Consider the following 24,759-nt stretch of genomic DNA (forward strand, 5'->3'; position numbering starts at 1 on the left):
CCGCTCTTTGGGTCCTGTGCTGCCTTGCTAGAGCGGCGCATAAGCAGCCTTGGCACCCGCGTGCGGCGCCGGGGAGATCAGCCATGCAAGAGTCCAACAACGCCACGATGGGACCGGGGATCGCGCCGCGCCCGGTGCAGGCGTCCGATGCGGTGACGATGTTCGGCTTTGCGATCGCCCTGGCGCAGGCCCTGTCGCAGCCGCTCGCCGCGATCGCGGCGGATACCGAGGCGATGTGCCGGCTCGGCGAGGCTGATCTCAGCGTGCATCGTGATCGCGTGTGCCAAAGTGCGCGGCGGCTGCGTGCTGCCAGCCGCCAGGTCAACGCGGTCGTGCTGCAAGCTCTGGGCGTCCTGAACAAGACCAACGAATGGGCGCGGATCGACTTGAACCTGCTGATCCGCGACGTTGCGATGCGCATTGCCGCATCGGCGCTGGGCGGGCGGCTTCAGTTCGTGCTCGACCTTGCACCATCGCTGCCGGGCATTTCGGCCAATCTGTCGCAGGTCGAACGGCTGTTGTGGGAAGTGATCCGCAATGCCGCCGAGGCGAGCGGCGGCAAGCGTGCGGGGCAATTCCGCATCGCCATCGCCACCGGCGTCGAGCGGGAATTCCTGATCGTGTCGATTGAGGACGACGGCCCCGGGTGCGACGACCCGGAACTCGCTTTTGCGATGTTTCAGACGACCAAGCCGGGGCATGCCGGTATTGGCCTGAGTGTTGCCCGTGCCTTCGCAACCGCCAATGGCGGCCAATTGTCCGCCGAGCGGGGAGCGGGTGGCGGCATGCGGGTGCTGTTGCAACTGCCGCATGGCGATCGTCCCGCGAGCTGAACTGGCGCTGCGGCGGGCCAGGCGGTATCAGCGACCGGAGACGGGGTGGAGATCGGGCGTGGGGCAGGCGCGGGTCAGACGGGTGCTGGCCGTCCTTTCGGCAGTCTTGCTGGCGATCGCGTTCGCGCCGGCGGCGGCGCAGCCCGTCCCGGAGCGCTCGCTGGCGCAATATCGGCTGACCACCTGGCGCACGCAGGACGGAGCGCCGCCCGGCATCATCGGGCTGGCGCAGTCGGCGGACGGGCTGTTGTGGATCGCCGCATCCACCGGCGTCTATCGGTTCGACGGCACCCAGTTCGACCGGATCGGCCCTGGCGCCAGTCTGGCGGTCGCCGACATGCCGACGGCGATGCTTGCCGCCCGCGACGGCACCATCTGGACGGGGTATCAGAGCGGTCGCTTCACGATCTACCGCGACGGTGCGCTGCGCCCGCTGCCGCCGCCGCCGGTGCGCAAGCGGACCATGTATCTGGAGCAGACCGCCGACGGCGCCGTCTGGGCGGCGCTGGCGCAGCCCAACATGCCGCTGCTGCGCTATGCGGACGGCCGCTGGCAGTCGGTTGGCGAGAATTGGGGCCTGCCCGCGCAATGGCTGATAAGCATCCATGCAGCGGACGAGGGCAGCCTGTGGGTAACGACCCTGGACGCGCTGTATCGCCTGCCGCCGGGGCAGCGGCGGTTCGAGCGCGTAATGGCGGTACACGGCCATGCCGGCGTCACCAGCGACAGGGCGGGGACGGTCTGGCTGGCCGATGACGATGGCGCGCGCCCGGTATTCCGAAAGGGTGCGCCGGTTTCGCAGGATGCGCCTCGTCGGACACCCGCCGCTGTACGCAACATCGCGCTCCGCGTGGACCGCCTGGGCAATCTGTGGGGCATCAACGGGGAGGTGCTGTTCCGGATCGCACCGCGCGCGGCGGCGGTGGAGACGCTGACCCGGCAGGACGGCCTCACCTCCAGCAAGCTCGGCGCGTTGCTGGAAGATGCCGAGGGCAATTTGTGGGTGGGGTCGTCGCTGGGGCTCAACCGGATCTCGCGCACCGCCGTGGTGGCCGAGCCGGAAATCGGGGCGCCGCCCCCCTATGGCTACCAGTTGCTGCGCATGCGCGACGGGGCGGTGTTCCTCGCCGCGCAGGACGGCGTGTATCGTGTCGCGCCGGGAATGCGGCCCAGGATGGTCTGGCGGGGCGACCCCGGCAGCGCCGGCAGCTGTGAGGATCGCGACGGCAGCGCGCTCGTCTTCGTGCAGGACAGGCTGTTGCGGTTTCGCGGAGAGCGCGCCTCGACCGAGCCATGGCCCTATCGGCCGACGCTGGGCGTGAGCAACTGCGCCGTGGACAGCAAGGGCAGGCTCTGGGCGAATGGCGGGCGTGCCGGGCTGTTCCGCCGCGACGGCAGCGGCTGGCGCGTGCTGGATCGCCCGGCGCCCGGTGCGCGCTACCCCCTGATCGTGCTGACGGCGGCGGACGGACAGGTGCTGGCCGGTACGCAGGACGGTCGGCTCGAACGGCTCGGTGAAGATGGCCGCCCTGTCGCTACGCTCGTCGCGCTCGACGACGGGCTCGACCCGGACGGCGCGGCGCGCGTCGGCGCCGCCACCTATTTCACCGGGCGCAGTGGCATTTATCGGGTGACCGGGGGCACGGTGGAATTGCTGCCCCAGTCGCGTGCGCCCTGGGCGGCGCGCATCACCGGCATCACGCAGGCGCGCGACGGCAGCATGTGGATGATCGGGCGGATGGGAATCGCCCGGATCGACGCGGCCAGCCTGGACCGGGCCTTCCGCGGGGCGGGGCAGGTGCTTCGTCCCATGATGCTGTCGTTTGCCCAGGGGCTGCCGGACCTGGGCTTCAGCGGATCCGGCCCCGGCGCAGTGACCGGCGGCGACGGCCGGCTATGGTTCAACACGCTCAGCGCGGTCGCCTGGGTCGATCCTGCCCATCTGGCAGTGTCGCCGGCCCCGGTGCGCGCGGCGATCCTGGCGGCCAATTGGGGGACCGGCGCCGCGCGCGATCCGAAGCAGCTGACGCTGCCTGCCGGCACCCGGCAGCTGCGCATCCGCTACACCGGCGCATTGCTCTCCGCGCCGGACCAGCTCCGTTTCCGCTATCGGCTGAACGGCGCCCCCGGCGAGTGGATCGAGGCGGGGAACGCGCGGGAGGCAATGTTCGGCAACCTGCGCCCCGGCAGCTATCGGTTCGAGGTGCAGGCGGCGGGGCGTGACGGCGGCTGGGGCCAAAGTGCGACGCTGGCCATCGAAGTGCCACCCACTTTCGTCCAGTCGAATGCCTTTTTCTGGCTGTGCGGGATCGCCTGCCTCTGCGTGGTGGTGCTGCTCTACACGCTGCGCATGCGGCAGGTGACGCGCGCGATGCGCCGCCAGTTCCACATCCGCACGCTGGAGCGTACCCGCATCGCCCGCGACCTGCACGACACGCTGTTGCAGAGCGTCCAGGGGCTGATGCTGCGTTTCCAGACCGTGGCGGACCAGCTTCCCGTCGACACCGCCCAGCGTGCGGCGCTGGAAAAGACGCTGGTGCAGGCCGAGCAAGTAGTGGTGGAGGCCCGCCACCGCGTGCTGGACCTGCGCACCGGCAGCCAGGGCGATCCTCTCGCAAGCCTGTCCGGCTTCGCCGCGCCCATGCTGAGCGGTATAGGTCTCCGTCTCGACACGGAGCGAGTCGGGCGGTCTCGCCCCATCGTGCCGGCGGTGGCGGACGAACTGGTCCGCATCGGCGAAGAGGCGATCCGCAACGTCATTGCCCATGCACGCGCGCGACGCATCACGCTGCGCCTTGAACAGGGCGCACGGCTGGTGCTGGAGATCATCGACGACGGTATCGGCATTGCCGCAGCGCGGATCGAGACGCCCGACGAGGATCATTTCGGGCTGATAGGCATGCGCGAGCGTGCGGCGCGCATCGGCGGCACGCTGACGGTCGAGCGAGCGGCGGCGGGCGGCACGGTGGTTCGCGTCGTCGTGCCGGGCGGACGTGCCTATCGCCGGCGCTCCTTCTGGCGGCGGGCGTGGAGGGCTATCGCGCCGGACGCGCAATAGCCCTTCGACCGTCAGACGCCGCGATAGACGAGCGTAGTGAAAAGGGCCGGGCTGATGATCATCTGCCCCCATTTCGCGTCGAACGCGGCTGTCGGGTGCGCAGCGATGGTTTGTTCGAGCGTCCTGCCCTGCTTCTTGAGTGCGGCGACGTTGGTGCGGATCGCGACGAGCATGTCGCGATATTCGATCAGGCTGGCGCGGTCACCGAGCGGGCCATGGCCGGGAACGACGATCGTATTCGGGCCGGCCATCGCGATATTGGCATTGGCCGCAGCGATCATCCCGTCGATGCTGCCGCCCGCGACATAATCGATGAACGGGTAGAGGCCGTTCCAATAGGTGTCGCCGGTGAGCAGCACATCCGCCTTGGTGAAATAGGCCGAGAGATCGCCATCGGTGTGCGACGGCATATAGGCGCGCAGGCGGAGGACATCGGCGCCATAGGGCAGCATCTTTTCCGTCTCGACCAGCATGGCCGCCCGGGCGCCCGCGGGCAGCGGCGTGAAGGTATGGCCCCATTCGACGACGCGGATCGTCTCGCCGAGATGCTTCGCGGTGTTCGCCTGGGCGATGATTGTCGCGCCGTCATCATGGACCCAGGCATTGCCGTCGGTATGATCCCAGTGCCAGTGCGTGTTCACCGCATATTTGATGCCGGCCGGCTGGATTTCGTGCAGCTTGGCTTCGATCTTCGTCTTGGACAGCGCAATGCCGTCGTCGACCATCAGCAGGCCGTCCGGACCCGGCATCGCGACCATGTTGCCGCCCGAGCCCTGCAGCAGCACTACGCCGCCGCGCAGCGGGGTGGTGGTGATCTCGGACGACGCGGCGGCGGCGTTGATCTTTTCGTACGGCGTCTGCTGCGCGGCGGCCAGGGTCGGCGCGCCGAGGCCGGCGAGAAGGGCTGCGGCCGAAACCGCGAGCCGATACAATCCTGCGTCTTTCATTCTCATTCCCCTGTTGGAAGGTGATCGCAAAGCCACCGCCGGCACACGTATCTGCGCCTTGCCGCGCGCCCATGGCGGTGGGGCGAAGCTCGTCAGGATGGTGGTGGCAGCGAGCGTCGGCAGAATATGTCGGGGGACAGGCGAGCGCCTTTATACCGGTGTATCGCAAGGTACCTGCGAAGTGCTGCCATCGCTGCGGCATGCAAAGCCGGAGGTGCCGGACTGTCCGGGCGCGTAATCGTGGATCGAGGTCGGCGAAGTCGAGCGCAACCGCGACCCCGGAAATCATCACCCGGAAGTGGAGCAGGCGGCTTTTCGCCCGCTAACATCGCGCCGGGCATCGGCTACTCGCTGGACGAGATGCTGCAGGCGTTCGCTGCCGAGTGAGCCCGGCGAGGCGTACCGCCGTATGGGGTGCGCCCTCACCCTGTAGAATGGCTGCCATCGTCCTGATTTGAGAGCCTTCCGCCAGAAGACTTGGGAGCCGATCGGATGAATGCATCACCCCTGGCGTCGGTCGTGCCGGCGCTGAAGGAACTGCCCGCCTTTTCCGAAGGACAGCGGGTCCGCGTGCTGGAGCGCGCGCCGATCGGACATTATCGCGTGCCGATCTATCTTCGCCGCCATGTCGGTACCGTCGAGCGGGTGATCGAACCCGCCATGATCGACAATGAAGAAGAAGGCTATGGCCGCAACGCCGGCAACAGGCTGCACTATTATCGCGTGTCGTTCCGCATGACCGAGGTCTGGACCCGCTATGACGGTTCCCCGCGCGACGAACTGCACATCGAAATCTTCGAAACCTGGCTGGAGCAAGCCTGATGGCACAGGACCACGCGCATGATCACGACCACGATCACGATGACCACACGCCGATCACCGCCGAGGCCGCGCCCGGCTATTACGAGGTGATGGAGACCGCGGTTCGCGAAATCCTGATCGAGAAGGGCTATCTCACCGCCAACGACATCCGCCACCAGATCGAGGTGCTGGACAGTCGCACGCCCGCGCTCGGCGCAGCGGCGGTGGCGCGCGCCTGGACCGACCCCGCCTTCAAGGCGCGGCTGCTCGAAAACGGCCGCACCGCCTGCGAGGAACTGGGCATCAGCTTTTACGACGATACCCAGCTGATCGTGCTCGAGAACACGGCCGAGGTGCACAACCTGATCGTGTGCACGCTATGCTCCTGCTATCCGCGCCCCGTGCTGGGCCTGCCGCCCGACTGGTACAAGCTGAAGCCCTATCGCGCCCGCGCGGTGAGCGAACCGCGCAAGGTGCTCGCCGAATTCGGCACGATCATCCCCGACGATGTCGAGATCCGGGTTAGCGATTCAACCGCGGTCATCCGCTACCTCGTCCTGCCCCGTCGCCCAGAGGGAACCGAAGGCTGGTCGGAGGCGCAGCTTGCCTCGATCGTCACCCGCGACGCCATGATCGGCGTGATCCCCGTAACACTCGAGAAGGAGGCCGCGTGATGCCCACCCAGGATTTCGTCAGCCGCCTTCCCAATGACATTGGCGGGTTCGAGGCCGGCTCGGTGATGCGCGTCGAGCATGCGCTGGAGCCGTGGGAAAAGCGCTGCCACGCGCTGGCCGACGTGCTCGACTTCAAGAAGCTGATCAACACCGAGGAGAAGCGCAAAGGCGTGGAAGCGCTGGGCGAGACGCTGATCGGCAAGCTGCCTTATTATGAGCGCTGGATCGTCGCCTTCGCGAACATCAGCTTCACCAAGGGCTTCTTTACCCCCACCGAACTCGCGGAAAAGATGGCCGAGGTGGATGCCCGCTTCGCGGAGCAGCAGGCGGGCTGACATGGCAGCCCAGCCCACTTGCTTCCACGAAGCCGATCCGCGGCTGGCGCTGTGGCGCCGGGCCGGCGTGGAGGGGCTCGGCACCTTCGCGCTGGTGCTGGCCGCGACCGGCAGCGGCATCGCGGCCGCACGGGTGTTCGCCGCGCAGCCGGGGATGATCCTGCCGGTGACGGCGGTGGCGATTGCGGCGGCGCTGGTCGGGCTGATCGTCGCGCTGGGCAGCGTATCGGGCGGACATTACAATCCGCTGATCACGCTGTTGCAATGGCTGGGCCGCGAGCGCTCGGGTGTGTGTACGATCGCCTATGTCGCGGCCCAATTGGTGGGTGGCACGCTGGGCGGCGCGGCAGCGGCCGCACTTTGGGGCGGCCCGAACGGATCGACGGGCGGGCTCGGCTGGCACGGCGTGGGTGGCGAACTGGTCGCCAGCGCGGGGCTGATGCTGGTGGTGTTCGGTTGCATGCGCAGCGGACGGACCGATACCGGCCCCTTTGCGGTCGGCGCGTGGCTGGTGTCGGACATCATCGCGACCCCTACCGCCGCCTATGCCAATCCCGCCGTCGTGTTCGGCGCGCTTGTCACCAACGGACCCTTGCACCTCGCTACGGGCTCGGCCGTGCCCTATCTGCTTGGCGAGGCCCTTGGTGCGCTGGTTGCCTTCGGGTTGATCCACACATTCTTTCGTGCGGGGAGCGCCGCATGATCGCCCGGCTGCTCCGCCATCTGCCGCAGGACCGCCGCTATCGGCGCAGCCTGGCGCTGGTCTATGGCGTGCTTGCCGTTCTCAACTTCGGCGGCTGGGCCTGGGCGCTTCTCGCCTTCCATGGGCAGCCGGCGTTGCTCGGCGTCGCGCTGGTGGTGTACGGCCTCGGCCTGCGCCATGCGGTGGATGCGGATCATGTTGCGGCGATAGACAACGTGACCCGAAAGCTACTGCAGGAGAAGCGGCCGCCGGTGGCGGTGGGTTTCTGGTTCGCGATCGGCCATTCCACCGTCGTCATCCTGGTCACCGCCGCAGTTGTCGTCGCGGCAAACAACCTCCAGGGCTTCGAAGCCTTTCGCCAGGCCGGCGGCACGCTCAGCACCTGCATCTCCGCGCTGTTCCTGCTGGTGGTCGCGGCGATGAACTTCCTGATCCTCGGCACCATCCTGCGGACGCTCAAGCGCGTGCGCGCAGGGGAGCCGATCGACGACGGCGCGCTGGACCTGATGTTCGCCGGGCGCGGCCCCCTGTCCAGACTGTTCCGCCCGCTCTTCCGCTGCATCGGCCGGCCGTGGCACATGGCCCCCCTCGGATTCCTGTTCGGACTGAGCTTCGACACCGCGACCGAGGTGACGCTGTTTGGTCTTTCCGCCACCCAGGCCGGCCACGGCGTCTCGCCCGGCGCGACCCTGGTGTTCCCGGTACTGTTCGCGGCGGGCATGTCGCTGCTCGACACGACCGACGGGGTGATGATGGTCGGCGCCTATCGCTGGGCCTTTGTCGAGCCGCTGCGCAAGCTCTACTACAACCTCACCATCACGATGATGTCGATCGCCGTCGCGCTGTTCATCGGCGGCGTGGAGATCAGCGCATTGGCCGTCCGCAGGCTCGGGGCGGAGGGGCCGCTTGCCGCATGGGCGCTCGCGCTCAACGAGAATTTCAACGGCCTAGGCTTCGCCATCATCGGCGTGTTCGCAGCGGCCTGGGCGCTGTCCTTCCTGATCTTCCGCGCGGCCGGCCGCAAGACAGCGGCGGCCGCCATGCAATAACCAAGCAAAACGCATTGTGTATGGATGCAAACCGCATTATGTTTGGCTTGTAGGGATCGACTCGGGAGTAGGAGCCATGGCGATTGCAACGGATACGGGTGCCTTTCCCTGGATCTTGAAGTCCGAGTGGAAGGGGCTGTGCCCGCGTTGTGGCAAGGGGCGGATGTTCCGCTGCTGGCTGAAGGTCGTCGACAAGTGCGAGGCATGCGGCCTCGACTATCGTTTCGCGTCGCCGGACGACGGCCCGGCCTTCTTCTCGCTCTGCATCGTCGTGTTCCCGCTGACCTTCGTGGTGGTGTGGGTGCAGGTGGCGTTCGAGCCGCCCTGGTGGATCCATCTGTTCACCTCGCTGCCGCTGATGGTGCTCGGCAGCCTGTTGCCGCTACGGCCCATCAAGGGCTGGCTGGTCGCGTCGCAATATGTGAACCGCGCCCACGAGGCCGGTACCGAGAAATTGTGGAACAGGCTCGACGGCCGCGCCGCCGGCAGCGACCTGTTCGACGGGTAAGCGCCGTGGACACGCTTCGCTCCCAGATAGAGGCTGCGCGGCAGGCCGCCGCGACAGTGCTCGCCGCCATGGGGCGGGCGGCGGAGGCGGAAATGGTCGTGCGCGGGCAGGGGGATGATTTCCTGGAGGTCCGCACCGCGCTGCTCGCGGTCCAGCGGGCAAGCAGTCGGGTCGCGCTGCTGGAACGTGCCCTGCACTGCTATGCCGATCCCGATTTCTGGGAAGCGGAGCCGTGCGAGGCGATGCTGGCCTATCATGATCGCGGCGATGTCGCCCGCGCTGCCTTGCGCGGCCGCGACGGCTTCGCGCAGCACCGGGATTGAGGCCCGTCATGCGCGCATTGTATGGTATTACGTATGGGATCGGTTAGGCAGAAGGCCATGCAAGGCTGGAAACCCGACATCACCGGAACCCTGGGTCCGAAATATCTCGCCATCGCCGAGGCCATCGCCCGCGACGTCGAGGCCGGCATGCTCAATGCGGGCGATCGCCTGCCGCCGCAGCGCATGCTGGCCGAGGCGCTGGGCGTGGACCTCACCACCATCACCCGCGCCTATGGCGAGGCACAGCGGCTGGGCCTGATCGAAGGCGACGGCCGACGCGGCAGCTTTGTCCGCGGCAAGAGCGAGCCGGCGGGGATCCTCTACAAGGAGCCTGCCGATGCAGGCATGAACGCGCCGCCCGAGGCGCCGGACCGCCTGCTGGAAAAGGCCTTCGCTGCTTCGGTAGCGCAGCTTCTCGGCCGCAGCGACGGTCCAGCACCCTTTCATTACCAGCCACGCGGCGGCATGGCGCTCGCGCGTGAAGCCGGCGCGGCATTGCTTCGTGGCAGGGGCATCCCCGCGCAGGAGGATATGGTGCTGGTCAGCGCGGGCGGCCAGCACGCGCTGCACGCGGTGATCAGCACCGAACTCCAGCCGGGCGACGTGCTGGCTGTCGGGGCATTCGTCTATCCCGGCCTGCTCTCCGTCGCCCGGCGCTACGGCCTGAAGCTGCGGGCGGTGCCGAGCGATGCCGAGGGGATGTTGCCCGATGCGCTGGCCATGGCCTGCGCCGAGGGCGCAGTGGCGGTCTATCTGGTGCCGACCAACGACAACCCGACCACGGCGACCATGGGCCAATCGCGGCGCGCGGCGCTGGCGGCGGTGATCCGCGAGCATGGCATCAAGCTGATCGAGGACGATGCCTATGGCATGCTGCCCGAGCGGCCGCTGGCGCCGATCGCCGCGCTGGTGCCGGAGCGGAGTTGGCATATCGCCAGCGTCTCCAAGATCCTGTCGCCCGGCCTGCGCGTGGCCTGGGTCGCGGCGCCCGACGTAGCGGCTGCCTGGCGCCTCGCCGCGGATCTGCATGAGACCGCAGTGATGGCCCCGCCGCTCAACGTGGCGGTGGTGGCGGACTGGCTGCACGGCAGCACCTTCGATACGCTCTGCACTGCGACGCGCGCAGAGGCGCGGGCGCGACAGGCGATTGCCCGTTCGGTGCTGCGTGCCGATAGCTTCCACGCGCAGGAGGAAGGCTATCATTTGTGGATGCCGCTTCCGGACGGCGCCAATGCAACGGAGATCGTCTACGCGCTCCGGCCGCAGGGCCTGTCCGTTGTGGCGGGCGACGCCTTTGCCGTGGAGCCGGCCAGCGCTCCGCCCGCGCTCAGAATTTCCATCGGCGGATCGACGCCACGCGACCGGTTGGAGCGTGCGCTGCGATTGCTCGATGCACTTACCACGCCCGACGTGACGCGAAAAATCGCGCTGGTCTAGCGGTTCGACCAACCCTCCGCCTGCCTTGGCAGGCTGCAACTCAATCCGGGAGGTTTCCTGCCATGGGAGACGAAGCCCTTCTCCTCGCGCGCGCCCAATTCGCGTTTACGGTGTCGTTCCATTTCATCTTCCCGGCCTTCTCGATCGGCACGGCCAGCTTCCTGATGGTGCTGGAGGCGCTGTGGCTGAAGACCGGCCGCGGCGTGTACGCCAATCTCTATCGCTACTGGCTGAAGATCTTCGCGGTGGCGTTCGGCATGGGCGTCGTCTCGGGTCTGGTGATGGCCTATCAGTTCGGCACCAACTGGTCGGTCTTTTCGGACAAGGCGGGGCCGATCGTCGGGCCGCTGATGGCCTATGAGGTGATGACCGCCTTCTTCCTGGAGGCCGGCTTCCTGGGCGTAATGCTGTTCGGCATCAACCAGGTGGGGCCGAAGCTGCACTTCTTCGCTACCGTCATGGTTGCGCTGGGTACGCTGATCTCCGCCACCTGGATCGTCAGCACCAATAGCTGGATGCAGACCCCGGTAGGTTTCGCGATCAGCGACAAGGGCCAGTTCGTGCCCGCCGGTTCCTGGTGGCCGATCGTCTTCAGCCCCAGCTTTCCCTATCGCGTCGTCCATGTCGTGATCGCGGCCTATCTCACCACCTCGCTGGTGGTGGCGGGCGTGGGCGGCTGGCATCTGCTGCGCGACCGCACCAACCTGGGTGCGCGCAAGATGTTCTCCATGGCGATGTGGATGGTGGCGATCGCCGCGCCGGCCCAGATCCTCGCCGGCGACGCGCATGGCCTCAACACGCTCGAGCACCAGCCGGTGAAGATCATGGCGATGGAGGGGCATTATGAAAGCCACCCGCACGGCGCCCCGCTGATCCTGTTCGGCATCCCCAATCCGGCTGCCAAGCGCATCGACTATGCGATCCAGATCCCGAAGATGTCGTCGCTGATCCTCAAGCATGATCCCAACGCACCGCTGGGCGGGCTGGACAGCGTGCCGGACGATCGCATTCCGCCGGTGCCGATCGTGTTCTTCACCTTCCGCATCATGGTGGGGCTGGGCTTCGCGATGTTGGGGCTGGCGCTGTTCGGCATCGTCATGCGCGTATGGCACAAGCTCTACGACGCGCCGTGGCTCTACCGCCTGGCGGTACTGATGGGGCCGACCGGCTTCGTCGCGGTGATCGCCGGCTGGGTGACGACCGAAGTCGGACGGCAGCCCTTCACCGTCTATGGCTTCCTGCGGACGGCACAGTCGCACTCGCCGCTGCAAACCTCTGCGGTCGCCGCATCGCTGGCCAGCTTCGTCATTGTCTACTTCATCGTGTTCGGGGCCGGCACCTATTACCTGCTGCGCCTGATGGCCAAGCCGCCCGCGCCGCACGAAACCGAGCCGGCCGCAATCCCGCAGCGCGCCGCCGGCATCACCCCCGCACCCGCGTTCGAAGGAGTCAGCGGCGATGCTCATTAATCCCGATCTCGCCACCGTCTGGGCGTTCATCATCGCCTTTGCCATCTTCGCCTATGTCGTGATGGACGGGTTCGACCTGGGCATCGGCATTCTTTTTCCCACGCTGAAGGTTGGCGCGGAGCGCGACCAGGCCATGAACTCGATCGCGCCGGTATGGGACGGCAACGAAACCTGGCTGGTGATGGGTGGGGGCGGGCTGATGGCCGCATTCCCGCTCGCCTATGCGGTGATCTTGCCGGCCACCTATCCGCTGGTGATCGCCATGCTGCTCGGCCTCGTCTTTCGCGGCGTGGCGTTCGAATATCGCTGGCGCGACCCGCGCCATCGTCCCGCCTGGGACCTGGCCTTCTGCATCGGCTCCGTCGTCGCCACCTTCGCGCAAGGGGTGATGCTCGGCGCGGTGCTGCAGGGCATCCATGTCGTCGACCGCGCCTATGCGGGCGGCAGCTTCGACTGGCTCACTCCGTTCAGCCTGCTGACCGGCGTATCGCTGCTGATCGGCTATGCGATGCTGGGGGCGAGCTGGCTGATCGGCAAGACGCATGGTGCCGCGCAGGATCATGCCCGGCGCCTTGCGTTCGCGCTCGGCATCCTCACGATCCTTGCCCTGTCGGCGGTAAGCCTGGCCACGCCCTTCCTGGCGATCGACTATTGGCACCGCTGGTTCCGCATGCCCGGCGTGCTGTTCACCGCGCAGGTGCCGCTGATGACCGCGATCGCGTCGTTCCTGTTCTTCTGGAGCCTCAAGCGCGGTCGCGAGCGCCTGCCCTTCCTCATCGCCCTCGTGATGTTCGGCCTCGGTTTCATCGGGCTTGGGATCAGCATGTTCCCCTATGTCGTCCCGCGCGCGCTGACGATCTGGGACACGGCCGCGCCGCAGAGCAGCCAGATCTTCATGCTGGTGGGCGCGGTGTTCGTCCTGCCGCTGATCCTCACCTATACCGGTTGGGCCTATTACGTGTTCCGGGGGAAGACCGTGACCGAGGGGTATCATTGATGCCCCCCCGGCCGCTCGCGCCGCTGTGGCAGCGGCTGGGCTGGATGGTGCTGATATGGGCTCTCAGCGTCTCCGCCCTTGGTATCGTCGCCAGCGTGATCCGCTGGTGGCTGCACCCCTGAAAGGAGCCGACGCATGGATACGAATGCGTTCTTCGAAGACCTGTTGACCCGTACGCGGCTGGACGGCCGCTACCGCACCTTCGCGCAGTTGGAGCGCATCGCCGGTGCCTTTCCCCGCGCCCGCTGGCATCGGCCGGACGGTGGCAGCCAGGAAGTCACCGTGTGGTGCAGCAACGACTATCTCGGCATGGGCCAGCATCCGGAGGTGCTGGCCGCGATGCACGAGACGATCGCCCGGTCGGGGGCGGGGACCGGCGGCACGCGCAACATCTCCGGCACGGTACGCGAGCATGTCGCGCTCGAGCAGGAACTGGCGGGGCTCCACGGGAAAGAGGCGGCGCTGCTGTTCACCTCGGGCTGGATCTCGAACCTGGCAGCTTTGGGCACGCTGGGCCGGCTGCTGCCGGACTGCGCGATCTTCTCGGACGCGCTCAACCATAACTCGATGATCGAGGGCATTCGCCGCTCGGGCGCCGAGCGCTTCATCTTCCGCCACAATGACGTCGCGCATCTGGAGGAACTGCTCGGGTCGGTCGATCCGGCGCGACCCAAGATCATCGCGTTCGAGAGCGTCTATTCGATGGACGGCGACGTCGCGCCGATCGCGGCGATCTGCGACCTGGCCGATCGCTATGGCGCGATCACCTATCTGGACGAGGTCCATGCCGTCGGCATGTACGGCTCGCATGGCGGCGGCATCGCCGAGCGCGAGGGGCTGGCGGACCGGATCAGCATCATCGAGGGCACGCTTGCCAAGGCGTTCGGGGTGATCGGCGGCTATGTCGCGGGGCCGGCGCTGCTGATCGACGTGATCCGCAGCTTTGCCGAGAGCTTCATCTTCACCACCTCGCTTTGCCCCCATCTCGCGGCGGGCGCGCTGGCGGCGGTGCGGCATTTGCGGCAGAGCGGCGGGGAGCGGTCGTTGCAACAGGCCGCCGTCGCCCGGCTGAAGGCGGCGCTCGCCGCGGAGGGTCTGCCCGTCGCGCGGGGCAGCGCCAGCCATATCGTGCCGCTGATGGTGGGCGACGCGCATCTCTGCCGGGCGATCAGCACCGCGCTGCTGGAGGAGCACGGCATCTACGTTCAGCCGATCAACTATCCCACCGTGCCCGTTGGGCAGGAGCGGCTGCGCATCACGCCTACGCCTTTCCATGACGAAGGGCATATTCGCAAATTGGTGTCGGCGTTGGTATCCATCCGGGCACGGGTCGGGTGGGGTGAACCGAAGAAAGCGGCGGCGTGAATATGTCCTTCGATTCGGCGATGGCCGAACTGCCGCTTGTTGCGATCTTGCGCGGCATATCCTCCGACGAGGCGGAGCCGGTGGGCGAGGTGCTGGTGGCCACAGGTTTTCGGTTGATCGAGGTACCGTTGACTTCCCCTGATCCGTTCCTGAGCATCGAGCGGCTGGTGCGTCGGTTTGGGAAGACCGCGATCATTGGTGCGGGCACCGTACGGACGGTGGCCCAGCTTGACCGGCTGGTGTCGGTTGGTGGCCAACTGGTGGTTACACCGCATGCTGACTCGGGCTTGATTCGCGCTGCCAAGTCGCGCGGCCTTGCAACGCTCCCGGGCGTCGCCACGCCTACGGAGGCATTTTGCGCCACCGACGCCGGTGCCGATGCTCTTAAGCTTTATCCAGCTGAGATGATTTCGCCCCCGAGTGTCGCGGCTTTCCGCACGGTGCTTGGGCCGACGGTCCGTCTGATGCCGACAGGGGGCATCACCTCGACTTCGATGGCGAGGTATCGACAGGCAGGCGCTTCGGGATTTGGATTGGGGGGCGCACTTTACCGTCCGGGCGACACTGCCGAAGCGGTCCGCGACAAGGCCCTCGCGCTTGTCGAGGGGTGGTCACGATCCGGCTGAAGAGAGGAGCGAGCGGAGATAGCCTCGCGGCGCACAAGCGTCGGGGGCTGATGTTCCATTCGGTCCACGGGTGAAAAACCGAGCGGCGCAAGCCCGGGGTAGGCATTGCCCCCCGGGCGCCCGAGCTCGTCGATCAGGCGATGGCTGGCTTCAGGCTGCCGGTTTGGTGATTGCGAGCCCGCCCGAGCCAGTAATCGAGGCTCACATAGCGACCGCCGCCGTAGAAGAAGAGGACGGCGAGCAGGATCACGTAGGTAACCGTGAACTCGATGCCGTTGTTCAGGATCACCGGGTCGCCCAACTGGGTAATGTAGTTGAAGCGACCGGGGAAGTTCTGCGCCAGCCATTCCATGAATCCCTGCAGCCGCAGCGTGGATTCAGCGGTCTTGCCTGCGATCGCCGCCCAGCCATGCGACCAGTGGACCGACAGGCCGGCGACCGTCATCGTCACCATCAAGGGGATGGAGATCAGGCGAGTGAACAGCCCGAGTGCCAGCAGGACACAGCCCGCGGTTTCGGTCGCGGTGGCGAGCGTTGCCATCAGCAAGGGGGCGGGCATGTTGAGCCCGCCCTGGGATGCGGGTGCGCCGAACCACTGCACCAGGCCCTCGAAGCCGGTGAGCTTGGCATGCGCGCCCTCGTAGAAGATCGGCAGCAGATAGAGCCGGATGGCGAGCGGGGCCAGAAAGTCCAGCGCGCGCGCTTTCTCCAGCGCGGTGTCGACAAAGGCAAACAGTTTCATGTGAGGTCTCCGGTGATTTTTGGGGGGGAGCAGAACAGGCCGTAGATCAGGCCGCGCGCGAGGCTGGTCTGGAGCTCAACGGTCGAGCAATGGGGTGCCAGCGCCTCGAAGAGCGCGGCGAGCGACACCGCGTCGATCTCGCGGAGATGCTCGACCACGAGGCAGTCGGGCAGTGTCAGCGGCAGGGTGAGTACCTGATGATCGGCGGTGCGGAAGATCGCATGCGGGCGATCGACCCCGTCTCCTGCGGCAGACGGTCGGGCGGGATCGAACTGCAACAGCACAAGGCGGGTGGTTGGGTTCAGCGCGAGACGGTCCAGCTGTTCGCTGGCAGGAGGCACCCTTGCGGGGGCGATCTCCGCGGCGAGCAGTGCCCACTCATATTCCAGCAGCGCGAGGTGGTGCGGGACGGCCGGAAGTGCGTGCTGCGCGAAGAGCAGGAACTCGGTGGAGATATGATGGAACTGCGGTCGCGTCGCCGGGTGACGCAGGAGAAAGGCGTCGATCGCAGCTTCCAGTGCCGTGTTGCCGATACGGTCCGTGAACAGCGGGAAGCTCGCCCGCAGCGCGTCGATGACATTCTCGCGCAGCAGCTGGCCATAGAGCCCCGAGCCGTTCGCTCGGGCGCCCATGCAGAAGCTTGCAAATTCCGCCGCCATGGCGGGCGGTGCGGCGGCTTCAGGCGAGGACATGGCGGCCCTCGTCGATGGCGGTTGCGATTGCGTTGAGGTCCGCGAGCAGGACGTCGAGCGGGGGCATGTGATTGTCGCGTTCGAGCAACAGCGGGCGCGGGCCGTGCAGCGCCAATGTCTCGCGGGCGAGGTCGAGGACCGCATCGGCCACCGGCGTGCCATGGGTATCGAGCAGGAATCCATCGGCAAGTTCGAGGTGCCCGGCGATGTGATAATAGACGATCGCGTCGGACGGCGGGGCGCGCAGGAATGCGCTCGCATCGGTGCCATGGTTGCGCGCATTCACATAGGCGTTGTTGATGTCGAGCAGGATGCCGCACCCGGAGCGTAGGGCGAGTTCGGCGAAGAACGCGCCCTCGGGCATCTCGCCGGGATAGCGATGATAGGCAGAGACATTTTCCAGCACGAGCTGCCGGCCGGTAATGTCCTGCACCTGTGCGATACGGCCTGCCAGATAGGGCAGGTTCTCCGCGCGGCGGGGAACCGGGAGCAGATCGTAGAGATAGCCCGTGCCGTCCCGCGCGGCGCTCAGATGATCGCTGTAGAGGGCGATGCCATAATCGTCGAGAAACCGGGCTACATCGCGCACGAACGCGGTGTTGAGCGGCTCCGTGTCGGCGATCGACAGGCTCAGACCATGCGCGATCAATGGGTAGCGATCGGCGATGCGGTCGAGCTGATCGCGCTTGCGACCACCGATCTGCATCCAGTTTTCGGGGGCGACCTCCAGAAAATCCAGACCCTGTACGGCGGGCGATTCGAGGAGGGTGTCGACGAACTCGGGCCGAAGCCCGAGTCCACGCGACCCTGCGGTCAGCGTCCGCATACGCCCTCCGCCAGCCGGCTGCGGCTGGTGTCGGCGACCTTGTAACCCTTGCCGGTCAGGCCGCACTTGCCGTCGCGGGCGCGGACGAGCACGCCGTTCGGATCGTGCTGGAGCTTGGTCTGGCTGTAGATCTTCTCGGTGCCGCACTTGCCGCTGGCGCACTTGCCGCCGCCCTTGGCAGGCTGCGATGCGGTGGCCGGGGCGGGAGCCTGGGGTGCCGCATAGGCCTGGGCAGCGAGCAGCGAGGTGGCGGCGATGCCCAGGATCAGTTCATGCTTCATGACGATATACTCCTTTGTCTTCAGTGGGAAAGCGGGAAGCAGGAGAGATCGCGGCCGGCATAGACGGGGCCGTGATAATAGCGCTGGATGGTCGCGACGTTCTTGTCCTTGTCCTTCAGGGCGCGGCCCATGAAGTGATCGAGGACGAGCATCTTCGGATTGATCTCTGCCGCGATCTTGCCGACGACCGTCGGCGTCGCATGGAGGAAGCGGGACTGGGCATCGGCATCGTCGTCGATCGCCGCCGGCATCATCAGCAGGTCAGCACCCTTGGCGAAGTCGACAAATCCCTTGCGGCTGCCATTCTGGTCGGCCGAAAGCACCATCACGCCCTTGGGGGTTTCGATGCGATAGGCGAGCGCGGGCACATCGCCATGCGGGATTCCGAAGGCGGAGATGGTGACGCCGTCGCCCTGCCAGACCCTGGTGGCGACTGGGCTGGCGACGTTGACGTCGGACGGGTGGACCGACAGCTGCAGACCGTCGGTACCGCCCGACAGCCCGGCCAGATATTCGAAGGCGCCATGCCCGCGGCCGAACTCGCGGTCGAAGAAGGCGGTCATGCTGGGGAAGTTGGCGTTGCCGCTGGGACCGACCAGCGCCACGTCATGGCGTCCGCTCAGGAAATAGGCGCCCTTCAGGATCGCCGGCAGATCCGCCACGTGATCGGTGTGAAAGTGCGAGATGCCGATGAAGTCGAGGTCTTCGAGCCGGGCACCGGCCTGGCCGTAGCGGAGATAGGTGCCGCCGCCCGCGTCGATCAGCAGCCGCGCTTTGCCGTCGATCCACACGACCGCGCCGGAGGAAGCGCGGGCATCGTCGGAGATCGGACCGCCGGAGCCAAGCAGCTGCAGCGTAATGCCGCTCTTGCAGGTGGTGGCACTATCGTCCGCGGCGGTGGTGGCGGGCGCAGCGGCGTTGCCGCTGGGCGCCGAGGAAGCGGAACACCCGGCCAGCGCCAGCGCGGCGACCAAGGCAGAGAGGGGCAGGGACGGCTTCATGATGGTCTCCGTTGCGAGAAAGGAAGGGCCGGGGCGGGCAGGTTCAGGCGAGCCCCAGCAGGTGGATCAGGCCGAGGCTGATCGCCCCGAGCACGAGAAGCGAAAGGACCACGGCGGCGGTGACGCGGCCGCCGGCATGGGCCACCGTGCGGACGTCGACCCCCAGGCCCAGTGCTGCCATCGAGACGACGGTGAGCAGCGTCGCGGCCTCGTTCGCCGGGGCAAGGGCCGCATGCGGGATCAGGCCGAAGGAACGCAGGCCGACCAGAGCGAGGAAGCCCACGATGAACCAGGGCACCAGGTGGTGCAGCGCCGGCCGCCCGGCCGCAGGGCGCTCGCCGGTGGTGACGTGCGGCGGCAGTTCGTCGGTTTCCTCGCGCAGCTTGGACGCGATCAGCGACAGGATCAGGCAGACCGGGCCGAGCATCAGCACGCGCACCAGCTTGACCAGCGTACCCATCTGGACGGCGGTGGCACCACCCGGTGCAGCGGCGGCGATCACCTGCGGCACGGCATAGACGGTGAGGCCGGCAAGCGCGCCGAACTGGTGACCGCTCAGGTGGAGGCCGAAGGCGAGCAGCGGCAGCGACAGGACTACCACCACGCCCAGCACGGCCGTGAAACCGATCGAGGCCGCGACGTCGTCACCGTCCGCACCGATCACCGGCGCCACCGCCGCGATGGCGGAGTTTCCGCAGATCGAGTTGCCGCAGGCGACGAGCAGCGCCATGCGCTTCGGCAGCCGCAGCATTCGGCCGATCAGATAGCTGCTGGCGATCGCCACGCAGACCACGCCCGCAATGCCGATCAACAGGCCAGGCCCGGCGGCGAGGATCGTCGCGGCGCTTACCGAGGCGCCGAGCAGGACGACGGCGAGTTCGAGCAGGAACTTCGCGCTGAAGCTGATGCCGGGGAACCAGCGCTTGTCGGGCGTCCAGGCGGTGCGTACGGCCGTTCCGATGAGGATGGCGAGGACGAGCGCTTCCAGCCAGGCGCGTCCGAACACCGCCTCCTCGATCCGCTGCAGCACGAATGCGCCGCCGGTGACGGTCAGGCAAAGCGCCAGGCCGGGCAACAGGGTGCTGCCGGGCAGCGATGGGTGGCGGGACAGGCTCTGCGTCATCACATTGCGTCTCCTTGGTGAGACACAGATGCGATCGCTCCACCGATCAATCCAACGATCAGTTTATATGGTTTCGATCGGAATCACTGATTGATCCGCCGCTTTGTCGAGCGGCGTGCGGCCAGTTTGGACCTCAAGCGTCGGATGATTGTGCAATATCGCGCAATCTGGCGGATGTGCGATGACCAAACCGATCGCTTCCGTTGCTAGATCACCCAGTCGGGTTGCGCGTCGAAGCTCTTGATGGCGTCCAGCAGCGCGTCCGCCGCCTTGCTGCGATAGCGCTCTTTCTGCCGCACGCCGTGGAAAAGGCGCGGGGGCAGTGCGAAGGGGAGGGCGGACAATGCACCGGCCTCGAGCAGCGGCAGGACAACTAGCTGGGACAGCATCGCCACTCCCACCCCCGCCCGCACCGCCGCGAGAACGGATTCGTTGGAGGGCAGGGTCAGCACGACATTGAGGTCGCGGGGGTCCAGCCCGCGATCACGCATGGCGGCTTCGAAGGTCGAACGGGTGCCGGAGCCGGGCTCGCGCATTACCCAGGGCGCGGCAGCCAGCCAGGCGTTGGTGATCGCTTCCGCGGGCGAACTGCCCACCAGCAGCATGCGATCTTCGCCGACCTTCCAGTGCGCCAGCGCCGGATCGTCGATCATGCCTTCGACGAAGCCCAGCTCGGCCTCGCCGTTGCGTACGCTGCGGGCGGCACCTTCGGTGTTGGCGATCGCCACGGACAATTCGATATCGGGATAGCGGCGGTGGAAGGCGGCCAGCCGCTCGGGCAGCCAGTAGGCGGCGATGGTCTGGCTGGCGACGAGCCGGAGATGGCCGCGCTTCAGCCCGGCATATTCGCCGAGCGCCACTTCCGCTTCGGCCGCCCGTGCGAGGACGGCGCGCGCCTCGTCGAGGAAGAAGCGGCCGGTGTCGGTCAGCTCGATGCCGCGGCCGACGCGGTGGAACAGCTTGATGTCGTGCCGTGCCTCCAGTGCGGCGATGGCGGCGGATGCGGCAGACTGGGTGACGCCCACCGCCTCCGCCGCCCGCGTCATATGCTCGCGTTCGGCGACCGCGACGAAGATGCGAAGCTGTTCGAGGGTCATGCCGGGAACGTAGCGGTTTCCCCGGGTTTGTCATCGTCGGCGATCGCCGGCGTGTATGTCTTGCGGTGCCCGGTGGTCATGCTCCGCAGCACCCCGTCACGCCGGACCACCCCGTGCATCAGCGCCGCGGCGAGGTGGAGCAGGATCAGCGCGAAGAAGGCCAGCGCGATCGCCGTGTGCGCGGCGCGCAGCAGCGCATAGAGCGCGAGATCGTGCGGCAGGATCGGCGGCAGCACGATTCCACACTCCAGTCGGACGGGATAACCGCCGGCGGACAGCATCCCCCAGCCGATCAGCGGCAGGGCGAACAGCGTGGCGTAGAGCAGCACGTGCGATCCCCAGGCGATGCGCTTCTGCAGCGGCGCAAGATCCTTCGGCAGCGCGGGCGCGCCGGTGGCGAGACGCAGCGGCAGGCGCAGCAGCACGAGGACGAGGATGGCGATGCCGATCGGACGGTGCAGATCGAGCAGCGCCACATAGGCCGGGCCGCTGGTGGACACCATGAAGACGCCGATGAACAGCATCGCCAGCACCAGCGCCGCCATCAGCCAGTGCAGCACGCGCAAAGCCGGGTGGAAATCGGAGGACACGCGCGTCATTGCTGCGCTCCCTTGGCCAGGTCTTGCCCGACGGCGCTGGGATGCGGGCCTTCGGCGGCGCGGCGGGTGAAGGACGAGGAATAGCCCTTGGAGCGGGCGGCGAGCAGCGGATCGTCGGACAAGGCAATGCCCTCCGGCAGGATGGTGGGGTCGAAGTTGAAGTCGCGGCAGCTGCCGGTTTCCTCCGGCTGAGTCGCGCGGATCGTCAGCGTGCCGGCATCGATCGTTCGGTGCGGGCCTTGCCAGGCGACCGTCGCCTTATCGGTCACGTCACCGGGATTGGCCTCGACCAGCAGCAGATGCCAGCGCGACGGGCCCTTGGCGGTGCGGGCGATCATCTCCTGGAACAGCGCGTCGCGGGGGAGCAGGTCAAGATGCTGCTTGTCGAGGCCGGCAAGCGGCGCCTCGGGCACGAACTGCCAGCGCACGAACCGTGTCGTCCCACCGGCATCGGTGAAGCGGAAGGCGTTGATGCTATAATAGGTCGCGTTGGCGAAGCTGTTCGGCAGCACCGCCTTGGCCATGTATGCCTGGAACGCCTTGACCTCCGGATGGGCTGCCAGGAACGGCTTCATCGCCGCGGGGTTGGGCTTGCCGGTCCTGGGATCGGGCGTGGTCGCGCGCTGGAGTGCGATGAACGAGGCGACATCGGCCACCGGGAAGATCGGCGTATGGTCCAGCGCCATGCGCCATTCCTGCCCGTCCGGCGTCTTCAGCAGCAGCGCCATCGAGTGGAACACGTTGCGGCCATCGCCCGCCAGGGGATTGCCCCCTGCCACCGAGAAGCGGCCGAGCACCGGTAGCGTGCCGGCGCGTAGCATCCGCGCGGTGGTGAGCGCGCTGCCCTCACCGTTCGCCGCGAAGTCGCCGGTGAAGCACAGGCCCTTGGCATGTGCGCGGCGGTAACCCGGCTTCGTGCCGCCGGTATTCGCTTCGAGTGCGGTCGTGATGTCGCCGCCGTTGATGCGTCCGCCGCCGAGCCAGCCGGCGGCCCAGCAAAAGCCTGCGAGCAGCGCCAGGACGATAGCGCCGATCAGCGCGAAGGCGCCGATCGCGCGCGGGTTAAGCGAAGGCATGACGGCTCCGATCCAAGCTGAAGTTGTCCGGTTGGACGATGCTGTCCCGTCAATATTCCCTGCACCGGCAAGAAACATTAGACCATGGAATACTGGCGCGGCCAGCGCGTCTCCTTCGTATGATGGTCTCAATGTCGGTCAGCGCGCAGATGATCGCGGAAGTGCAGCCGCTGATTCCAGCATTGCGGCGCTATGCGCGCGCGATGCTGCGCAACCGCGATGATGCCGACGATCTGGTGCAGGACGTGCTGGAGCGTGCATTGGCGAACTGGCAGGGCCGTCGCAAGGCAGCCAGCTTGCGATCTTGGCTGTTCGCCATCCTGCACAATCTGGCGGTCGACAGGCTGCGGCATCGTGCCCGGCGCGGGATCGACGCGACTATCGAGTCGGTACCCGAAGCGCGGCTGGCGTGTCCGCCCGAACAGGAACATGGGCTCGGTCAACAGGACGTTCTGGCGCATCTCGCAAAGCTGCCCAACGATCAGCGTGCTGTGCTGCTGCTCGTGAGTGTGGAGGACCTCAGCTATGCAGAGGCTGCCGTCGTGCTGGACATTCCGATGGGAACGGTGATGTCGCGCCTTTCCCGCGCCCGAGAACGGCTGCGCCGCCAGATGAGAGACGGGGTGCGCGCGCACCCCACACTGAGGGTCGTACGGTGAGTGAAGAGCCTGTAACCGAAGCCGAACTGCAGGCGCATGTCGACGGACACCTGCTCCCGGCGCGTGAGCCGGTCGTCCTTGCCTGGCTGGCGGCGCACCCAGAGGAGGCGCGCCGGATCGCGGCGTACCGTGCGCAGGCCGATGCACTTCGGCAGGCACTGGAGGGGATCGTCGACGAACCCGTGCCGGCGGCGCTCGACCTTCGCCTGCAGCTGCAGCATCTCGGCCGTCGAGCCGGGCTGCGACCCGCTGCTGCCGCTGCCTGTGCAGCAGGTTTGCTCCTCGCCGGAGGCGCGGGCGGCTGGGCGCTGCGAGGCAAGGCGTTGCCGCCGCAGACCGGGACCGCAGCGCTCGCGCGGGAGGCGGCGTCGAGCTATGCGGTCTACGCGAACGATGCCACCCGGCCGGTGGAACTGGCCGCCGCAGAGCGCGGGGCGCTCGACAGCTGGTTTTCGCGGCGGCTCGCGCGTCCCATCCGGGCGCCGAATCTGCAAGCTGCGGGTCTTACGCTCATCGGCGGACGCCTCGTCGCCACGGAGCACGGCGCTGCGGCGCTTTATCTCTACCAGGATCAGGTGGGGCGCCGTCTGGTCGTCTATCTTCGGCCGATGCAAGTGGAGCGGACTGATCATATGCAGCCTCGGCGGGACGGCGCGATTGGGGGCTGGACCTGGGCAGATGACGGCTTGGGCTTCGGGGTTTTCGGAACGGCACCGGTGGATAGTCTGCACGGAGCTGCCAATATCGTGCGGTCGCAGTTGAAAAGCGTCTAGCCAAGGTGCGAATGTGAATATCGCAAAATATTACGGTCTGCATGGCAATAATGGTATGCGTTTACGAGGTTTGACCAATCTCACCGCGATTAGAGAACTGCAATATTTTATAGATCATAAAGATCGATAATATTATAGAGGTGTGGCTTAGGCAAATCATCTTGTAAGGTAAGGTCAGTCGCTTTTCCCTTACTGGGTCGGATCATTGAAGGCGAGGGCGGCGTCGATCCGAAGGATGCGGCCGGGTGTCGACGTTGCAAGGCGGGCAAGAAGGCCTCCGACTGAAGTCGGGTACTACGGCGTCGCTGGCGCAGCGCCGAGTTAGCGAGCTTTCTCAGCCCTTCAAATTTGATCGCTGACGCTGGCCCGATCCTGCGGATCGGCGGCCGGCAGGTGCCGGCAGCGGAACGCGGGTTCGGTGCGCGCGCTGGCGCACGCCTGCGGCGACACCAGGGCTTGCAGGTTGCTGGTGCCCGCGTGGGCACACTTGCCCGGGCGGGAGGCACGGGCGGCGGCTGGCGCACGTGCTGGCGCGCGCACGCCGCCCGCGCGAGGCCCGCCCGGTTGCAAGGGTGCGGTTCTTGTTCGGGCGCCGGTGGGCGCCCGGCAGCGCGGTCGCGCTGACAGGATGGTCGCCGCGCCTCAGCGCGGCGGCGTTGGTGCGCCGGCACGCGGGAAAGGACGGGGGAGCGTCGCTCGCCTCTAGTCCTGCCGCGGCATGCTGCAAGCCGGGCGGTGCCCGGCTACTCCTCTTCGTTCCGGCCC

At 67.2% G+C, this 24,759-nt stretch carries 27 protein-coding genes; 17 read left to right on the forward strand and 10 right to left on the reverse strand.

Annotated features, from left to right (window positions below):
* Nucleotides 1-83 precede the first annotated feature (83 nt).
* Together DD559_RS05175 and DD559_RS05180 are read left to right on the forward strand one after the other, a co-directional pair.
* Nucleotides 84-833: an ATP-binding protein gene (locus DD559_RS05175; protein ID WP_116468237.1), complete on the forward strand. Its 750-nt coding sequence runs from the start codon at nt 84-86 to the stop codon at nt 831-833.
* A complete protein-coding gene (locus DD559_RS05180) occupies nt 811-3,891 on the forward strand; it encodes a sensor histidine kinase (RefSeq protein WP_165830980.1) in 3,081 nt (1,026 codons plus the stop codon). The genes DD559_RS05175 and DD559_RS05180 overlap by 23 nt, the downstream gene beginning before the upstream one ends.
* Before the next feature lie 11 nt (nt 3,892-3,902).
* On the opposite strand, the gene DD559_RS05185 is transcribed toward DD559_RS05180, so the two are convergent.
* Nucleotides 3,903-4,838 (reverse strand): MBL fold metallo-hydrolase, encoded by a 936-nt coding sequence (locus tag DD559_RS05185; RefSeq protein WP_206364449.1) that lies wholly within the window; start codon nt 4,836-4,838, stop codon nt 3,903-3,905.
* A 492-nt stretch (nt 4,839-5,330) separates the two neighbouring features.
* Between DD559_RS05185 and DD559_RS05195 the strand changes: the two genes are divergently transcribed.
* The 13 genes from DD559_RS05195 to DD559_RS05255 all read left to right on the forward strand — a co-directional run bounded on the left by DD559_RS05195 (nt 5,331) and on the right by DD559_RS05255 (nt 15,125).
* On the forward strand, nt 5,331-5,660 hold the full coding sequence (locus tag DD559_RS05195; RefSeq protein ID WP_116468240.1) for an SH3-like domain-containing protein: 330 nt from the start codon (nt 5,331-5,333) through the stop codon (nt 5,658-5,660).
* Nucleotides 5,660-6,313 (forward strand): nitrile hydratase subunit alpha, encoded by a 654-nt coding sequence (gene nthA / locus DD559_RS05200; protein WP_116468241.1) that lies wholly within the window; start codon nt 5,660-5,662, stop codon nt 6,311-6,313. Before DD559_RS05195 ends, nthA begins: the two co-directional genes overlap by 1 nt.
* On the forward strand, nt 6,313-6,648 hold the full coding sequence (locus DD559_RS05205) for an SH3-like domain-containing protein (protein ID WP_206364450.1): 336 nt from the start codon (nt 6,313-6,315) through the stop codon (nt 6,646-6,648). Before nthA ends, DD559_RS05205 begins: the two co-directional genes overlap by 1 nt.
* 1 nt (nt 6,649) lies before the next feature.
* Entirely contained in the window at nt 6,650-7,351 is a 702-nt protein-coding gene (locus tag DD559_RS05210; RefSeq protein WP_165830981.1) for an aquaporin, read from the forward strand.
* Complete coding sequence (locus DD559_RS05215; protein ID WP_116468244.1) at nt 7,348-8,400, forward strand: HoxN/HupN/NixA family nickel/cobalt transporter; 1,053 nt, start codon at nt 7,348-7,350, stop codon at nt 8,398-8,400. Before DD559_RS05210 ends, DD559_RS05215 begins: the two co-directional genes overlap by 4 nt.
* A gap of 76 nt (nt 8,401-8,476) precedes the next feature.
* Nucleotides 8,477-8,908, forward strand: a complete 432-nt coding sequence (locus DD559_RS05220) for a DUF983 domain-containing protein (protein ID WP_116468245.1) — start codon at nt 8,477-8,479, stop codon at nt 8,906-8,908.
* A 5-nt stretch (nt 8,909-8,913) separates the two neighbouring features.
* Entirely contained in the window at nt 8,914-9,231 is a 318-nt protein-coding gene (locus DD559_RS05225) for a hypothetical protein (protein ID WP_116468246.1), read from the forward strand.
* Between the two features lie 57 nt (nt 9,232-9,288).
* Nucleotides 9,289-10,668, forward strand: a complete 1,380-nt coding sequence (locus DD559_RS05230; RefSeq protein ID WP_165830986.1) for an aminotransferase-like domain-containing protein — start codon at nt 9,289-9,291, stop codon at nt 10,666-10,668.
* Between the two features lie 62 nt (nt 10,669-10,730).
* Nucleotides 10,731-12,137, forward strand: a complete 1,407-nt coding sequence (locus DD559_RS05235; RefSeq protein ID WP_116468248.1) for a cytochrome ubiquinol oxidase subunit I — start codon at nt 10,731-10,733, stop codon at nt 12,135-12,137.
* A complete protein-coding gene (gene cydB, locus DD559_RS05240; RefSeq protein ID WP_116468249.1) occupies nt 12,127-13,134 on the forward strand; it encodes a cytochrome d ubiquinol oxidase subunit II in 1,008 nt (335 codons plus the stop codon). The genes DD559_RS05235 and cydB overlap by 11 nt, the downstream gene beginning before the upstream one ends.
* Nucleotides 13,134-13,256, forward strand: coding sequence for a DUF2474 domain-containing protein (locus DD559_RS05245; protein ID WP_116468250.1), 123 nt, complete (start codon nt 13,134-13,136; stop codon nt 13,254-13,256). The genes cydB and DD559_RS05245 overlap by 1 nt, the downstream gene beginning before the upstream one ends.
* 13 nt (nt 13,257-13,269) lie before the next feature.
* Nucleotides 13,270-14,499, forward strand: a complete 1,230-nt coding sequence (gene hemA, locus DD559_RS05250; RefSeq protein ID WP_116468251.1) for a 5-aminolevulinate synthase — start codon at nt 13,270-13,272, stop codon at nt 14,497-14,499.
* A 2-nt stretch (nt 14,500-14,501) separates the two neighbouring features.
* A complete protein-coding gene (locus DD559_RS05255) occupies nt 14,502-15,125 on the forward strand; it encodes a 2-dehydro-3-deoxy-6-phosphogalactonate aldolase (RefSeq protein WP_116468252.1) in 624 nt (207 codons plus the stop codon).
* Between the two features lie 133 nt (nt 15,126-15,258).
* Here the strand turns inward: DD559_RS05255 and DD559_RS05260 are convergent, their stop codons facing one another.
* From DD559_RS05260 to DD559_RS05300, 9 genes are all read right to left on the reverse strand, one after another.
* Nucleotides 15,259-15,867 (reverse strand): HvfX family Cu-binding RiPP maturation protein, encoded by a 609-nt coding sequence (locus tag DD559_RS05260; RefSeq protein WP_116468253.1) that lies wholly within the window; start codon nt 15,865-15,867, stop codon nt 15,259-15,261.
* Complete coding sequence (locus tag DD559_RS05265; RefSeq protein WP_240610132.1) at nt 15,864-16,559, reverse strand: HvfC/BufC family peptide modification chaperone; 696 nt, start codon at nt 16,557-16,559, stop codon at nt 15,864-15,866. Before DD559_RS05265 ends, DD559_RS05260 begins: the two co-directional genes overlap by 4 nt.
* Complete coding sequence (locus tag DD559_RS05270) at nt 16,546-17,385, reverse strand: MbnB/TglH/ChrH family RiPP precursor modification enzyme (RefSeq protein ID WP_116468254.1); 840 nt, start codon at nt 17,383-17,385, stop codon at nt 16,546-16,548. Before DD559_RS05270 ends, DD559_RS05265 begins: the two co-directional genes overlap by 14 nt.
* Nucleotides 17,373-17,666: a hypothetical protein gene (locus DD559_RS05275; RefSeq protein ID WP_084584471.1), complete on the reverse strand. Its 294-nt coding sequence runs from the start codon at nt 17,664-17,666 to the stop codon at nt 17,373-17,375. The genes DD559_RS05270 and DD559_RS05275 overlap by 13 nt, the downstream gene beginning before the upstream one ends.
* A gap of 20 nt (nt 17,667-17,686) precedes the next feature.
* Nucleotides 17,687-18,667 (reverse strand): MBL fold metallo-hydrolase, encoded by a 981-nt coding sequence (locus DD559_RS05280; RefSeq protein WP_116468256.1) that lies wholly within the window; start codon nt 18,665-18,667, stop codon nt 17,687-17,689.
* Between the two features lie 43 nt (nt 18,668-18,710).
* Nucleotides 18,711-19,790, reverse strand: a complete 1,080-nt coding sequence (locus tag DD559_RS05285; protein ID WP_116468257.1) for a YeiH family protein — start codon at nt 19,788-19,790, stop codon at nt 18,711-18,713.
* A gap of 206 nt (nt 19,791-19,996) precedes the next feature.
* Nucleotides 19,997-20,887 (reverse strand): LysR family transcriptional regulator, encoded by an 891-nt coding sequence (locus DD559_RS05290; protein ID WP_116468258.1) that lies wholly within the window; start codon nt 20,885-20,887, stop codon nt 19,997-19,999.
* Complete coding sequence (locus DD559_RS05295) at nt 20,884-21,486, reverse strand: cytochrome b (protein WP_116468259.1); 603 nt, start codon at nt 21,484-21,486, stop codon at nt 20,884-20,886. The genes DD559_RS05290 and DD559_RS05295 overlap by 4 nt, the downstream gene beginning before the upstream one ends.
* Nucleotides 21,483-22,562, reverse strand: coding sequence for a catalase family peroxidase (locus DD559_RS05300; RefSeq protein ID WP_116468260.1), 1,080 nt, complete (start codon nt 22,560-22,562; stop codon nt 21,483-21,485). Before DD559_RS05300 ends, DD559_RS05295 begins: the two co-directional genes overlap by 4 nt.
* Nucleotides 22,563-22,693: 131 nt before the next feature.
* Here DD559_RS05300 and DD559_RS05305 point away from each other — a divergent pair, with 131 nt between their 5' ends.
* Nucleotides 22,694-23,221 (forward strand): RNA polymerase sigma factor, encoded by a 528-nt coding sequence (locus tag DD559_RS05305; protein ID WP_206364451.1) that lies wholly within the window; start codon nt 22,694-22,696, stop codon nt 23,219-23,221.
* Nucleotides 23,218-23,994, forward strand: coding sequence for an anti-sigma factor family protein (locus DD559_RS05310; RefSeq protein WP_116468261.1), 777 nt, complete (start codon nt 23,218-23,220; stop codon nt 23,992-23,994). The genes DD559_RS05305 and DD559_RS05310 overlap by 4 nt, the downstream gene beginning before the upstream one ends.
* The last annotated feature ends 765 nt before the right edge of the window (nt 23,995-24,759 follow it).

Origin of the sequence: Sphingomonas pokkalii, assembly GCF_003096275.1 — a bacterium.
GTDB classification, from domain to species: domain Bacteria; phylum Pseudomonadota; class Alphaproteobacteria; order Sphingomonadales; family Sphingomonadaceae; genus Sphingomonas; species Sphingomonas pokkalii.

Coding starts and splice junctions, on each gene's coding strand:
- DD559_RS05175 (WP_116468237.1), top strand. CDS start 84: ATGCAAGAGTCCAACAACGCCACGATGGGACCGGGGATCGCGCCGCGC.
- DD559_RS05180 (WP_165830980.1), top strand. CDS start 811: ATGGCGATCGTCCCGCGAGCTGAACTGGCGCTGCGGCGGGCCAGGCGG.
- DD559_RS05185 (WP_206364449.1), bottom strand. CDS start 4,838: ATGAAAGACGCAGGATTGTATCGGCTCGCGGTTTCGGCCGCAGCCCTT.
- DD559_RS05195 (WP_116468240.1), top strand. CDS start 5,331: ATGAATGCATCACCCCTGGCGTCGGTCGTGCCGGCGCTGAAGGAACTG.
- nthA (WP_116468241.1), top strand. CDS start 5,660: ATGGCACAGGACCACGCGCATGATCACGACCACGATCACGATGACCAC.
- DD559_RS05205 (WP_206364450.1), top strand. CDS start 6,313: ATGCCCACCCAGGATTTCGTCAGCCGCCTTCCCAATGACATTGGCGGG.
- DD559_RS05210 (WP_165830981.1), top strand. CDS start 6,650: ATGGCAGCCCAGCCCACTTGCTTCCACGAAGCCGATCCGCGGCTGGCG.
- DD559_RS05215 (WP_116468244.1), top strand. CDS start 7,348: ATGATCGCCCGGCTGCTCCGCCATCTGCCGCAGGACCGCCGCTATCGG.
- DD559_RS05220 (WP_116468245.1), top strand. CDS start 8,477: ATGGCGATTGCAACGGATACGGGTGCCTTTCCCTGGATCTTGAAGTCC.
- DD559_RS05230 (WP_165830986.1), top strand. CDS start 9,289: ATGCAAGGCTGGAAACCCGACATCACCGGAACCCTGGGTCCGAAATAT.
- DD559_RS05235 (WP_116468248.1), top strand. CDS start 10,731: ATGGGAGACGAAGCCCTTCTCCTCGCGCGCGCCCAATTCGCGTTTACG.
- cydB (WP_116468249.1), top strand. CDS start 12,127: ATGCTCATTAATCCCGATCTCGCCACCGTCTGGGCGTTCATCATCGCC.
- DD559_RS05245 (WP_116468250.1), top strand. CDS start 13,134: ATGCCCCCCCGGCCGCTCGCGCCGCTGTGGCAGCGGCTGGGCTGGATG.
- hemA (WP_116468251.1), top strand. CDS start 13,270: ATGGATACGAATGCGTTCTTCGAAGACCTGTTGACCCGTACGCGGCTG.
- DD559_RS05255 (WP_116468252.1), top strand. CDS start 14,502: ATGTCCTTCGATTCGGCGATGGCCGAACTGCCGCTTGTTGCGATCTTG.
- DD559_RS05260 (WP_116468253.1), bottom strand. CDS start 15,867: ATGAAACTGTTTGCCTTTGTCGACACCGCGCTGGAGAAAGCGCGCGCG.
- DD559_RS05265 (WP_240610132.1), bottom strand. CDS start 16,559: ATGTCCTCGCCTGAAGCCGCCGCACCGCCCGCCATGGCGGCGGAATTT.
- DD559_RS05270 (WP_116468254.1), bottom strand. CDS start 17,385: ATGCGGACGCTGACCGCAGGGTCGCGTGGACTCGGGCTTCGGCCCGAG.
- DD559_RS05275 (WP_084584471.1), bottom strand. CDS start 17,666: ATGAAGCATGAACTGATCCTGGGCATCGCCGCCACCTCGCTGCTCGCT.
- DD559_RS05280 (WP_116468256.1), bottom strand. CDS start 18,667: ATGAAGCCGTCCCTGCCCCTCTCTGCCTTGGTCGCCGCGCTGGCGCTG.
- DD559_RS05285 (WP_116468257.1), bottom strand. CDS start 19,790: ATGACGCAGAGCCTGTCCCGCCACCCATCGCTGCCCGGCAGCACCCTG.
- DD559_RS05290 (WP_116468258.1), bottom strand. CDS start 20,887: ATGACCCTCGAACAGCTTCGCATCTTCGTCGCGGTCGCCGAACGCGAG.
- DD559_RS05295 (WP_116468259.1), bottom strand. CDS start 21,486: ATGACGCGCGTGTCCTCCGATTTCCACCCGGCTTTGCGCGTGCTGCAC.
- DD559_RS05300 (WP_116468260.1), bottom strand. CDS start 22,562: ATGCCTTCGCTTAACCCGCGCGCGATCGGCGCCTTCGCGCTGATCGGC.
- DD559_RS05305 (WP_206364451.1), top strand. CDS start 22,694: ATGTCGGTCAGCGCGCAGATGATCGCGGAAGTGCAGCCGCTGATTCCA.